Origin of the sequence: Brooklawnia sp., from assembly GCF_049651565.1 — a bacterium.
GTDB lineage: Bacteria > Actinomycetota > Actinomycetes > Propionibacteriales > Propionibacteriaceae > Brooklawnia.
In genome coordinates this window covers 1-12654 of the sequence record NZ_JBASCI010000252.1, presented here as the reverse complement: position 1 = coordinate 12654, position 12654 = coordinate 1, and the positions used below count along the sequence as shown (strand labels likewise).

The following is a 12654-nucleotide window of genomic DNA, read 5'->3' as shown; positions in this document are numbered from 1 at the left end:
ACGATGGGAATGCAATGTGTGGCTTTACAGCCTTCATTTCGAGCAAGCACCTGGACGACGCCCGCGCCCGTCAGGTGGCCGACGGCATGCTGTGCGCCCGGCACCGCGGACCCGATGACACCGACGTCTGGCACGACTACCGGGTCGCTCTCGGCTTCAACCGGCTGAGCATCATCGATATCGAGGGCTCCCCGCAGCCGCTGCGCTGGGGGCCGGCCGACAACCCGGAACGCTACGTGATGGTGTTCAACGGCGAGATCTACAACTTCGTCGAGCTGCGGGCACAACTGATCAGGGACGACCACGCCGAGTTCCACACCTCCGGCGACGGCGAGGTGATCGTGGCCGGCTACCACTACCACGGCGCCGACTGGGTGCGGCAGTTGCGCGGCATGTTCACCTTCGTCATCTGGGACAGCCAGGAGTCGCAGGCCTTCGGTGCCCGCGACTGGTTCGGCATCAAGCCGCTGTACTACGCCCAACTGGACGACGGGTTCGCCTTCTCGTCGGAGGCCAAGAGCCTGCGCGAGTTCACCGGGCCGGCGAAGGTGGACAAGCGGGCGCTGGAGCACTACCTGGTGCTGCAGTACGTCCCCGAACCGGAGTCGGCGGACGCCAACCTGCGGCGGATCGAGTCCGGCACCACGTTCACCGTCCGCGACGGCGAGTTGACCTCACAGCGCTACTTCCGGCCACGGTTCGCCGCCAGCCCGGTCAAGGGTCCCGGCGCAGCGCAGGAGTTGTACGACGAGATCCTCCGGGTGCTGGACGACTCGGTGGCCAAGCACATGCGCGCCGACGTGACGGTCGGTTCGTTCCTGTCCGGCGGCATCGACTCCACCGCGATCGCGGCCATGGCCAAGAAGTACAACCCGAACCTGCTGACCTTCACCGCCGGCTTCGAGCGCGAGGGCTACTCCGAGGTCGACGTGGCGGCCGAGTCGGCCGCGGCGATCGGCGTCCAGCACTTCGTGCGCCAGGTCAGCGAGACCGAGCTGTTCGAGACCCTGCCGCTGATCGTGTGGTACCTGGACGACCCGGTGGCCGACCCGGCGCTGGTGCCGCTGTACTTCGTGGCCGGCGAGGCCCGCAAGCACGTCAAGGTGGTGCTGTCGGGCGAGGGCGCCGACGAACTGTTCGGCGGCTACAACATCTACCGCGAGCCGCTCAGCCTGCGTCCCATCACCTCGCTGCCCAACCCGCTGCGGCGCGGACTGGCAGCGGTCAGCCGGGCGCTGCCCCGCGGCTTCCGGGGCAAGAGCCTGCTGGAGCGCGGCTCGATGGACCTGGAGGAGCGGTACTACGGCAACGCCCGCGACTTCCGGCCCGACCAGGTCGCCAAGGTGCTGCGCGTTGAGCCGGAGAGCTCCATCCGCGAGGTGACCGACCCGATCTACCAGGTGTCGAAGGGCTGGGACCCGGTTGCCCGGATGCAGCACATCGACTTGTTCACCTGGCTGCGCGGCGACATCCTGGTGAAGGCCGACCGGGTGACGATGGCGAACTCGCTGGAGTTGCGCGTCCCGTTCCTTGACAAGGAGGTCTTCGAGGTCGCCCGGCACATCCCGATCGAGCACAAGATCACCCGCAACCAGTCCAAGGTGGCGCTGCGCAAGGCGCTGGAGCAGGTGGTTCCGGCGCACGTGCTGAACCGCAAGAAGCTCGGCTTCCCGGTGCCGACACGGGTCTACCTGCGCGGTGACTATGGATACGAATGGGCTCGCGAGCTGATCACCAAGGCCGATACCACCGAGTTCATCGATCCGGCGGCCGCGCTGGAGCTGCTGGACCAGCACCGCCGCGGGGAGGCCGACAACTCCCGCCAGGTGTGGTCGCTGCTGGTCTTCATGTTGTGGCACGACATCTTCGTCACCGGCCGGGTGGTGCCCGACGTGCCGCACCCGCAGTACCCGGTCGAGCTCTGAGGCTGCCCGGCCGCGGCTGGGCACCGATCGGCGGGCCCCCGGCACGGGCTATTAGTCTGTCTTGCGACCAAGAAAGGTTTCATCATGCCCAAGCTGCGTTCCCGCACCACGATCGATGGCCGCAACATGGCCGGCGCCCGCGCCCTGTGGCGCGCGACCGGACTGAGCAGCGACGACTTCGGCAAGCCGATCGTCGCGGTGGCCAACAGCTTCACCCAGTTCGTGCCCGGCCACGTCGGGCTGCGGAACGTCGGTGAGGTGGTGGCCGAGGCGGTCAAGGCCGCCGGCGGGGTGGCCCGGGAGTTCCACACCATCGCCGTCGACGACGGGATCGCGATGGGCCACGACGGCATGCTCTACTCACTGCCGAGCCGCGAGGTGATCGCGGACTCGGTGGAGTACATGGTGAACGCCCACAAGGCCGATGCGCTGGTGTGCATCAGCAACTGCGACAAGATCACCCCCGGCATGCTGCTGGCCGCGCTGCGGCTCAACATCCCAACCGTCTTCGTCTCCGGTGGGGCGATGGAGTCCGGGCGACCGGTGGCCAGGGACGACGGCTCGTCCACCACCCGGCTCGACCTGGTGGACGCGATGACCGCGGCCGCCGACCCCAGCGTCTCCGACGACGAACTGCTGCGGATGGAGGCCTCGGCCTGCCCGACCTGCGGGTCGTGCTCGGGTATGTTCACCGCCAACTCGATGAACTGCCTGACCGAGGCGCTCGGCCTGGCTCTGCCGGGCAACGGGACGACGCTGGCCACCCACGCTTTTCGCCGCGACCTGTTCGAGCAGGCCGGCCGGACGGTGGTCGAACTGGCGCGCCGCTGGTACGAGCGCGACGACGCCTCGGTGCTGCCGCTGTCCATCGCGACCAGGGCTGCCTTCACCAACGCCATGGTGATGGACATCGCGATGGGCGGGTCGACCAACACCATCCTGCACCTGCTGGCCGCTGCCCAGGAGGCGGACGTCGACTTCACCCAGGACGACATCGACGCGCTCAGCCGCCGGGTGCCGTGTATCTGCAAGGTGGCGCCCAACACCAAGGACTACTTCATGGAGGACGTCCACCGCGCCGGCGGCATCCCGGCGATCCTGGGCGAACTGAACCGGGCCGGGCTGCTCGAGGGCGGGGTGCACTCGGTGCACCACGACTCGCTGCAGTCGTTCCTGGACGACTGGGACATCCGGGGCGGCAAGGCTCTGGACGCCGCCGAGCGGCTCTTCCGCGCCGCACCCGGCGGCGTCCGCACCACCGAGATGTTCTCGGCGCACACGCTGTGGGACTCGCTGGACACCGACGCCGAGTCGGGCTGCATCCGCAGCGTCGAGCACGCCTACACCTCCGACGGCGGGCTGGCGATCCTGCGCGGCAACATCGCCGCCGACGGCTGCGTGGTGAAGACGGCCGGTGTGCCCCAGGAACAGTGGGTCTTCCGCGGCCCGGCCAAGGTCACCGAGTCGCAGGAGGAGGCTGTCGAGGCGATCCTGGGTGGTCGCATCACCCCTGGTGACGTGGTGGTGGTCCGCTACGAGGGCCCCAGGGGTGGCCCCGGGATGCAGGAGATGCTCTACCCCACCAGCTACCTGAAGGGTGTGGGGCTGGGGCCGAGGTGCGCCCTGATCACCGACGGCCGGTTCTCCGGCGGGTCGTCCGGCCTGTCGATTGGGCACGTCAGCCCGGAGGCCGCGGCCGGGGGTGCGATCGGGCTGATCGAGGACGGCGACATGGTCTCGATCAACATCCCTGAGCGCAGCATCAACCTCGAGGTGCCGACCGAGGAACTGGACCGCCGCCGCGCCGAGCAGGACCGGAATGGCTGGCGTCCGGCCGAACGGGACCGCAACGTCACCAGCGCGCTGAAGATCTTCGCGTCCCTGGCGCAGAGCGCCGACAAGGGTGCGGCCCGGCGCCGGCTCGACTGAACCGACCCGGGCCACACCGGTGGGTGAACTGGTCACAGGTGGGTGTCGGCCAGCCCACAGAAGACATCGGTGGACGGGGTGCCCTTGAACTCGCTCCTGCCCTCGAGCTTGTCCAGCACCGCGGCGACGGTGTGCTGCTGGGCGTCGTAGGCGTTGATGAAGGTCTTCACCTGGGGCACGTCGGCCAGGTGGTAGGGGCAGGCCACCGAGACGAAGATCGTCGGCACCTCGTGGACGTACCACGGGATGTCGGGGGTGCCCTTGGACGCCGGCCAGTAGACCCGCTCGGTCGGCTGCATCAGGCCGCTCACCTGGGCGACCGAGATCACCAGGTCGTAGTTGTCGGTGATCGCCGAGATCGGCGCCTTGCCGGCGTACGCTCCCTGCACCACCTCGGCGAACTCCTCGGCAGTCATACGCTCCGACTTGTCGGTCAGCGACTCGTACAGGTCGACCTCGTAGCCCCGCTCGCGCATCAGCTCGGCCAGCAGCTCGACCCCCTTCGGGCCCTTGCTGTGCGCCATCGGGTTCTTCGGCCCGGAGATCGGGATCAGCCACACCCGCTTGTGCTTGTCCGGTGAGATCGGCAGCACGCCGGAGTCGTTGTCCTTGACGAGGGTGACCGCGGCGTCGGAGAGCTCCTCGGCGATCCTGAGGTTCTCCGGCAGCCTGATCTTCGCCATCGCCTCGTCCTTGGCAGGCAGGATCTCGGTCCTGTCCTTCTTGTGCAGGCCGAGCCGGGCCTTCAGGCCGAGGGTGCGCTCGAGGGCCTCCTGCAGCCGTTGCTCCGACAGCTTGCCCGTCTGGTAGCCCTCCAGCATCCACTGGAAGTCCTCGTCGGGGTCGTTGAAGAACAGGAACAGGTCGCAGCCGGCCTCGATGGCCATCGGCAGAATGTCGGAACGCTTGGCGAAGCCGGTCATCGCCACCATGTGCGAGGCGTCGGTGACGACCGGGCCGTTGAAGCCCAGCTTGCCGCGCAGCAGGTCGGTCATCAGCGCCTTCGACAGCGTTGCCGGGGTGAACGGGTTGCTGTCGGGGTCGAAGTGCGTCTGGTAGCTCGGCAGGGCGATGTGGCCGGCCATGATGGACGGCAGCCCGGCGTCGATCAGCTCGGAGTACACCTTGCCGAAGGTGGCGTCCCACTCCTCCATCGAGTACCAGTTCGGGGCGGACGACAGGTGCTGGTCGCGCTCGTCGATGCCGTCACCGGGCCAGTGCTTGGCGGCGGGCATGATGTTGGACTCCATGATGCCCTTCATATACGCCTTCGACAGCCGGATGGTCTGGTCGGGGTCGGCCGACCAGGTGCGCACCGAGACGATCGGGTTGCGCCAGTTGCGGTAGAGGTCGACGATCGGTGCGAAGCTCCAGTTGCAGCCGATGGCGGCGGCCTCGACACCGGAGATGCGGCCCAGCTCGTATGCGTACTTCTCGTCCTGGTCACCGGCGGCGGCGACCTTCACCTCCCAGCCGACGTAGGTGCCGTCGGTGCAGGCTCCGTTGCCGCCGGCCTCGGTGTTGGCGGCGATCAGCATCGGGATCTTGGAGTTCTCCTGCAGGATCCGGTTCTGGTCGTAGATCTCGGACGCCGGGCCGGGCTGGTAGCGCACCGCGGCGATGTGGTAGTCGTCCACCATCCCCTTGAGGTACTCCTCGGAACGGCTTGAGCCCATGTTCACGAAGAGCTGACCGATCTTCTCCTCCACCGTCATGTTGGCGATGGTGTCGCGCACCCACGCGACAGCCTCATCGTCCAGGTTGAATGGCGCGGCCTTCAGGTCAACCATCATGCCTCCTCAGCGAGTGGGTTTGTATTCCTGAATCCAACCCCAACCCCGGTTCGCGGGAGGCGTCTTTGGCGTATTGGCAACCGAGGTTGCCGGTGGGCGTCCCCTGCCCGGACGCGGCGCGACCGCCCTGCCCAGGCGGGCAGCGCGGTCGCGTGGGTCGGGCGCTGGCGGCTGATCAGTCGGTGTGGGTGCCGATCGAGCCGAGCTGGTGGCAGGCCTCGACCACGCGGGTGGCCATGCCGGTCTCGGCCGACTTGCCCCAGGCGCGCGGGTCGTACAGCTTCTTGTTGCCGATCTCGCCGTCGATCTTCAGCACACCGTCGTAGTTTCGGAACATGTGATCGACGACCGGGCGGGTGAACGCGTACTGGGTGTCGGTGTCGATGTTCATCTTGACCACGCCGTAGCTGACCGCGTCGGCGATCTCCTGGGCGCTGGAGCCCGAGCCACCGTGGAAGACCAGGTCGAACGGCTTGTCGACGCCGTACTTGGCGCCGCAGGCGTCCTGGATCTCCTTGAGGATCTCGGGGCGCAGCCGCACGTTGCCCGGCTTGTAGACACCGTGCACGTTGCCGAAGGTGAGGGCGGTGATGTACTTGCCCTTCTCACCCAGCCCGAGCACCTCGAGGGTGCGCATGCCGTCCTCGACGGTGGAGTACAGCTTCTCGTTGATCTCGCCGACCACGCCGTCCTCCTCGCCGCCGACCGCGCCGACCTCGATCTCGAGGATCTGCTTGGCCTTGGAGGTGCGGCTCAGCAGTTCTTCGGCGATGAGCAGGTTCTCCTCGACCGGGACGGCCGAGCCGTCCCACATGTGCGAGTTGAACAGCGGATCCTCACCCCGGTCGACGCGCTGCTGCGAGATCGCGATCAGCGGGTTGACGTACTTGTCCAGCTTCTCCTTCTGGCAGTGGTCGGTGTGCAGGGCGATGTTCACCGGGTAGTTCTTGGCCACCACCCGGGCGAACTCGGCGAGGGCAACCGCACCGGTCACCATGTCCTTGATGGTCGACCCGGACGCGTACTCGGCGCCGCCGGTCGAGACCTGGATGATGCCATCCGACTCCGCCTCGGCGAAGCCGCGGATGGCGGCGATCAGGGTCTGCGAGGAGGTGATGTTGATGGCCGGGTAGGCGTAGCCGCCCGCCTTGGCCTTCGCGTACATCTCCTGGTAGACCTCGGGGCTTGCGATTGGCATGTCTGCTTCTTTCTCGTTCGATCTCCGGCCCGCGCCACAGGAACCAATCGGCACGGGGTGTCGGGCCCAATCATTGTTTCAAAACCTACTCAAGCCCAAGGTCTGGGATCACCAGATCTCATCCACCTTGCTGAGGTCGAGCCCGAACCGGCCCAGCGAGAAGGCCCGCAATGCCGAGTCGATGACGCCGGGCGGGGCGTCCAGGACGATGATCGGCACCGACCAGGCCCGGTCCGGACCCCAGGCGAACTCCAGCCGCGGCCCGGGGTTGAAGACCTTGTTGCGGCCCTGTATCCGGCTGACCTGCGACCAGTCGACCCGCTCCCCCTCCGGCACGGTGGACAGCACCAGCCCCTGGTTGTCGATCTGGAAGGCGGGCCCGAGCGGCACCCTGGCGGTGGTCTTGCGGGCCCGGCGCAGCTTCACGATGGTGGTGAGCACCCGCCCCAGCGACCACGCCACGGCGGCGATCAGCAGCCAGAACAGCAACGAGTCCGGCTCCGGTTTGAAGATCAGCCACCACACCACGCTGATCACCGCACTGATCACCACGCCGAGCCATTGCCGGAACAGCAGGGAACGCAACCTGGCGGCCCGTTGGGCCATCGCCACCGGGGAGTAGCTGACCATCATGCCGCCGGAGGCCGGCGGGTCGGTCATCACCTGGGGCCCGGTGCGGTCAGTAGAAGAGCTCGGTGTTGACGACATTGCGCATCTTGCCACCGTCGAGGAACGCCTTCGCATTGGCGATGAACAGTTCGGCGATGCGGTCGTCCTCCATATCGGAGTTGGCGGCGGTGTGCGGTGAGATCAGCACGTTGGGCAGGTCCCACAGCGGGCTGTCCTCGGGCAGCGGCTCGACCGCGGTGACGTCCAGGGCGGCGAAGCCGACCTGTCCGCTGCCGGCCAGCTCTATCAGCGCCTGCTCGTCGACGCAGATGCCGCGTCCGACGCTGGTGATGATGGCGCCCGGGTTGAGGGCTTCCAGCACCTCCCGGCTGATCAGTCCTTCGGTGCCGACCGCGCCGGGCAGGGCGTTGACCAGGGCGTCCGCGCCGCGGGATGCCTCGACGATCTGGTCGGAGGTGTACAGCTTCGCCACGTCGGTCACCGGCTTGATCGACCGGTTGACCCCGATCACGGTGGCGCCGAGGTCGGCGAACCGCTTGGCGCACCGCTGGCCGATGGCGCCCATGCCGACCACGACCACCTTCATGTCGGCGACCTGCTTCATCACCCACCGCGACTCCGACCAGTGGTGCCGGGCCTTGTGGTCGAGCAGCTTGGGCAGGTCCTTGGCGCCGGCCAGGACGCCGAACAGGGCGAACTCGGCCAGGGTGTCGGCGTGCACCCCGGCAGAGGTGGTGAACGTGATGCGCTGCAGCTGCTCGGCAGTCAGCCCGGCCGCCTTGACCTGCGCGCCGCCACCGGCGGCCATGGTCTGCACCCACTTGAGATTCGGGTTGACCTGCGCGGTGCGCTGCAGCGCCGATGGCTTGGTGTCGGGAATGCCGTAGAGGACGTCGGCACTGTCGACCAGCTCGTCGAAACGCTGCTGCTGCTCGGGGGTGCGCTGGAAGGCGGGATCTCCGTCGTGGTCGCTCGGCCAGCGCATCGGTGGCAGCAGGTCGGGTTCGAGGACCAGCTCGATCCTCGGCTCGGCGGAACGAATCCGTTCGGCAATCTCGGCTGCAAGCGGCTTGGCGACGACGACGCGCAACTTGTCCATGTGGTCCTCTCCCTACGCGGTGCTGCCATTCAATCAGGTTCGCGCGACCAGTGGCGCGTTGCAGGCGGCACTGCACCACCAGGGCCAACCATGGTCGCGATGGCGGTTCAAGCGGCCAGCTTCGTCAACGCGACAACGCTCTCGGATGCGGTGGTTGCTGCGTTTGGTGATGGGCTGAGCCCTCCATCTGCAGGATCAGCGAGTGCTGCGTGCCGGAACGGCGTTGTCAGTGCGGCTATCGCTATGCTGAGGCCGCACTCAGCAACAGAGGAGTCAGATGAGCCAGCCGCCGTATCCACACTCCGGGTCGGGCCCATATGGGTCGCCACAGGCCCCTTATCCAGCATTCCCCCAGACCGGCTATCCGACCCCAAACTATCCAAGGTTGCCACCGGCTGGTGGCGAGCCGGGCAGGAGGACGCCGGCAGCGTTGGTCGGGCTCTTGGTGGGGCTCGGGGTGGTGTTGGCTCTTCTGGCTGCGTTCATGGTGTGGTCGAACCTTGCGAGAGGCGACCAGGCTCTCCCAGCGCCCGCCAGCCAGGCTGCCGCGCCCGATCCTGCAGCACCGGCATCAGTTGCGACCGTTACCGTGCCTGCGCCAGCCACCACAACAGTCACCCAGGCACCGGCCCCGCAACCCGCACAGCAGCAACCTCTGCCGGTCTGGCCTCCGGCGGGCGCCAGCCTGTGCGGCCCATACCTTGCCGTGAACGACGTCACAAGCTGCTCTTTCGCCTCCCAGGTGGCTTCGACGTACCGTGTGCGTGGGCCGGGGACATACGACGTCTACAGCCCGGTCACGGGCAACTACCACTCCATGATGTGCAGCCCGATGACCGCCAACATCGTCCACTGCTCTGGCGGCACCAACGCCGAGGTCTACTTCCGCCAGTAGCAGCTACCCTGAAGCCCATGAGCCCCATTGACGCCGTGATCTTCGACATGGATGGCACCCTGACCGACTCCGAGCACTGGTGGGACGAGGTGCGACGCGGCATGGCGGCCGACGCCGGACGGCCCTGGCCCGACGACGCCACCCGGCGCCAGATGGGCATGAGCACCCGGGAGTGGGCGAGTTACCTCGTCGAAGTGGTAGGGATCCCGGGCACCTGGCAGCAGGTCGCGCAGCAGGCGATCGACGGCATGGTCGCCAGGTACCACGCGGGTGTCCCGCTGCTGCCGGGCGCCGACGAGGCGGTGCGCCGGATGGCGCAGCGCTGGCCGATCGCGATCTGCTCCTCGTCGCCACGAACCCTGATCGACGCGGTGGCCGCCGAGATGGGCTGGGACGAACTGCTGGCCGCGCGGGTCTCCACCGAGGAGGTGCCGCGCGGAAAGCCGCACCCGGACGGCTACCTGCGCGCCGCGGAACTGTTGGGTACCGAGCCCGGCCGGTGCGTCGTGGTCGAGGACGCCGCCAACGGCGTCCGGTCGGCAATGGCTGCCGGGATGAAGGTGGTTGCGGTGCCGCCGCACTTCAATCCGCCGCCGGACGAACTGCTCGCCGAGTGCGACCTGGTCATCGACAATCTCGACGAACTGACAGTGGCTGCCGTCGAGGAACTGGGCTGAGATCAATCCCCACCCCGTCAGCGGATCGACGCGGCCATCTGTTCGATCGCCCGGCGCAGGATCGGGCGCGGCATCGCGAAGTTGAGCCGGACGTGACCGCGGCCGGCGTCCCCGCAGTCGGCACCGTCGGTCAGCGCCACCCCGGCGGCGAGGAAGTGCTTGCGCGGATTGGCCAGCCCGAGCTGGCGGCAGTCGAGCAGGGCCAGGTAGGTGGCGTCCGGCTGCACCATCCGCACCTCGGGCAGCAACTCGGCGACCAGTTCGGTGACCAGCCGCCGGTTGCCATCCAGGTAGCCGATCAGTTCTTCCAGCCACTGGTGGCTGTCCCGGAAGGCGGCGATGTTCGCGGCCACGCCCATCGGGGTCGCCTCGTAGGGCAGGCCGTGGCCCTGCCTGGTCCAGAACTGCTGGTGGTCGTCGCGGGTCAGCACCAGTTGGGCGCACTTCAGGCCGGCCAGGTTGAACGCCTTGGACGCCGACAGCGCCGTCACGGTGTGCGCGGCGGCGACGTCGTTGATGGACGCGTACGGCACGTGCTGCGCCCCGGGATAGGTCAACGGGGCGTGGATCTCGTCGCTGAACACCAGCCCGCCGTGGTGTTCGACCACCTCGCAGACCTGTTCCAGTTCGGTCCGGCTGTAGACCTTGCCGATCGGGTTGTGCGGATTGCACAGCACCAGCAGCCGGGCGCCGGCGGTGAATTCGCGGTCGAGGCCGTCGAGGTCGAATTGCCACTGGTCGGTGTCGCGCAGCATCGGCAACTGGACCAGCCGGTGGCCGAAGGCCCGGGGCATGTCAACGAACGGCATGTAGCACGGCGTGGGCATGATGACCCCGGAGTGCGGCGGCAGCCCGTGGGTCATCACCGCCGCCAGACCGGTCAGCACGTCCGGGAGCCAGTGCACCCGGCGAGCGGGCACCTGCCAGCCGTAGCGGTTGGCCAGGAAGTCCGCGCAGGCCGCCTTCAGGTCGGACCGCAGCCGCAGCGGGGCGTAGCCGGTCTGCTGCCGGGCAACCAGGTCGCCGAGCACTTCGGCGATCGCAGGGGCCAGCCCGAAGTCCATCTCGGCCACCCAGGCACCGATCGCGTCCGGGTAGGCGGTCCACTTCAGGCTCCCGGCCCGGCGCAGGTCGTCGACGGTGAGCGCATCCATGCGAGCAGCGAAGTCAGTCACGGCTCCAGTCTGGCAGCACCGCCATGTTGCAGCGTCCAGTGGTATGTCGCGATGGCGGCCGCGGCGCCGGCGTTCAGCGACCTTGTGGAGCCGAACTGGCTGATGGCGACCAGCTCGCTGCACACCCCGACCATGGCCTCGGTCAGGCCGGGACCCTCCGATCCGAAGACCAGGCAGCATGCCTGCGGCAGCGTGGTGGTCTCCAGCGGCACCGAGCCGTGCAGGTTGTCGACCCCGACGAGGGTCACCTGCTCGGACGCGCAGTAGTCGGCCAGCGCCTGCTCATCGGGCTGGTGGGAGACGTGCAGGTAGCGGTCGGTGACCATCGCGCCGCGCCGGTTCCAGCGCCGGTTGCCGACGATGTGCACCCGGTCGACGTTGAACGCGTTGGCGGTGCGCACCATCGAGCCGATGTTGAAGTCGTGCTGCCAGTTCTGGATCGCCACCTGCAGCCGGGCCGGACGCAGCCTGGCCCGGCGGGCGTCCAGGTCGGCGATGATCGCGGCCATCCGCCAGTAGCGGTACCGGTCCACCACGTTGCGGCGGTCACCGCCGGCCAGCAACTCGGGGTCCAGGCGCGGGTCGTCCGGCCAGGGCTGCGGATGGGGCCCGACACCAACGTCGATATTGGTGGGGTCGCAGCAGGTGTCCTCGACGCTCACAGGGCGATGTCGTCGATTCCAAACGCGTACCGGTAGGGCAGCCCGGAGGCCTGGATCGCGTCGGCGGCCCCGGTCGACCGGTCGACCACCACCGCCACCCCAACCACCTCGGCGCCTGCCTCCCGCAGCGCGGCAACCGCCTGCAGCGCCGAACCGCCGGTGGTGGAGGTGTCCTCCACCACCAGCACCCGCTGCCCCGCCACCGGGGAACCCTCGATGCGCTTGTGCAGGCCGTGGGTCTTGGCGTCCTTGCGCACCACGAAGGCGTCCAGCCGGCCGCCGGCGGCAGCGGTCTGGTGCAGCATCGCCAACGCCACCGGGTCGGCGCCCATGGTCAACCCGCCGACCATCGAGAACTCCCAGTCGGCAACCAGTTCGTTCATCACCCGACCGACCAGCGGCGCGGCCTGCCCGTCCAGGGTGACGCGACGTACGTCGATGTAGTAGTCGGCCTCGCGTCCCGAGGACAGCGTCACCCGGCCGCGCACTATCGCCAGGTCGTTGATCAGGTCGCGCAGTGCGTCACGGTCGTTCATGGCGCTCAGTCTAGGAGACTGCTGAAGAAGGCGTGTTTCAGTTTGGGATGAGCGGGACGGGCGGGTCGCCATCACTTTGGCCGTCGGAGCGGCTCTGGTAAGTCACAGCGCGTGGCTGGACACGAGGTCGACCCG

The 12654-nt window shown here is 68.2% G+C and carries 11 protein-coding genes; 4 read left to right on the top strand and 7 right to left on the bottom strand.

The window, feature by feature from the left end; genetic code table 11:
- The first annotated feature begins 14 nt into the window (after positions 1-14).
- Positions 15-1925 carry an asparagine synthase (glutamine-hydrolyzing) gene (gene asnB, locus WBL05_RS12040; protein WP_424226222.1) on the top strand — a complete coding sequence of 637 codons (1911 nt, stop codon included), beginning with the start codon at positions 15-17 and terminating at the stop codon, positions 1923-1925.
- Between the two features lie 84 nt (positions 1926-2009).
- Complete coding sequence (gene ilvD / locus WBL05_RS12035; RefSeq protein WP_424226221.1) at positions 2010-3854, top strand: dihydroxy-acid dehydratase; 1845 nt, start codon at positions 2010-2012, stop codon at positions 3852-3854.
- Positions 3855-3886: 32 nt separating this feature from the next.
- Here the strand turns inward: ilvD and WBL05_RS12030 are convergent, their stop codons facing one another.
- From WBL05_RS12030 to WBL05_RS12015, 4 genes are all read right to left on the bottom strand, one after another.
- Entirely contained in the window at positions 3887-5647 is a 1761-nt protein-coding gene (locus WBL05_RS12030; RefSeq protein ID WP_424226219.1) for a glycoside hydrolase family 3 protein, read from the bottom strand.
- Between the two features lie 175 nt (positions 5648-5822).
- A complete protein-coding gene (gene fbaA / locus WBL05_RS12025; RefSeq protein ID WP_424226217.1) occupies positions 5823-6845 on the bottom strand; it encodes a class II fructose-bisphosphate aldolase in 1023 nt (340 codons plus the stop codon).
- Positions 6846-6953: 108 nt separating this feature from the next.
- The gene (locus WBL05_RS12020; protein ID WP_424226216.1) at positions 6954-7505 is read right to left on the bottom strand and encodes a hypothetical protein; all 552 of its coding nucleotides are present in this window, start codon (positions 7503-7505) and stop codon (positions 6954-6956) included.
- 19 nt (positions 7506-7524) lie between these two features.
- A complete protein-coding gene (locus WBL05_RS12015) occupies positions 7525-8574 on the bottom strand; it encodes a D-2-hydroxyacid dehydrogenase (protein WP_424226215.1) in 1050 nt (349 codons plus the stop codon).
- Between the two features lie 742 nt (positions 8575-9316).
- Between WBL05_RS12015 and WBL05_RS12010 the strand changes: the two genes are divergently transcribed.
- Both WBL05_RS12010 and WBL05_RS12005 read left to right on the top strand, forming a co-directional pair.
- The gene (locus WBL05_RS12010; RefSeq protein ID WP_424226214.1) at positions 9317-9469 is read left to right on the top strand and encodes a hypothetical protein; all 153 of its coding nucleotides are present in this window, start codon (positions 9317-9319) and stop codon (positions 9467-9469) included.
- A 17-nt stretch (positions 9470-9486) separates the two neighbouring features.
- Positions 9487-10146, top strand: coding sequence for an HAD family hydrolase (locus WBL05_RS12005; RefSeq protein WP_424226213.1), 660 nt, complete (start codon positions 9487-9489; stop codon positions 10144-10146).
- Between the two features lie 17 nt (positions 10147-10163).
- On the opposite strand, the gene WBL05_RS12000 is transcribed toward WBL05_RS12005, so the two are convergent.
- The 3 genes from WBL05_RS12000 to pyrE are packed head-to-tail and all read right to left on the bottom strand — an operon-like array spanning position 10164 to position 12519.
- Positions 10164-11321, bottom strand: a complete 1158-nt coding sequence (locus WBL05_RS12000; RefSeq protein ID WP_424226211.1) for a MalY/PatB family protein — start codon at positions 11319-11321, stop codon at positions 10164-10166.
- Positions 11318-11983, bottom strand: a complete 666-nt coding sequence (locus tag WBL05_RS11995) for a TrmH family RNA methyltransferase (RefSeq protein WP_424226209.1) — start codon at positions 11981-11983, stop codon at positions 11318-11320. The genes WBL05_RS12000 and WBL05_RS11995 overlap by 4 nt, the downstream gene beginning before the upstream one ends.
- Positions 11980-12519, bottom strand: a complete 540-nt coding sequence (gene pyrE, locus WBL05_RS11990) for an orotate phosphoribosyltransferase (RefSeq protein WP_424226207.1) — start codon at positions 12517-12519, stop codon at positions 11980-11982. Before pyrE ends, WBL05_RS11995 begins: the two co-directional genes overlap by 4 nt.
- Positions 12520-12654: the final 135 nt, after the last annotated feature.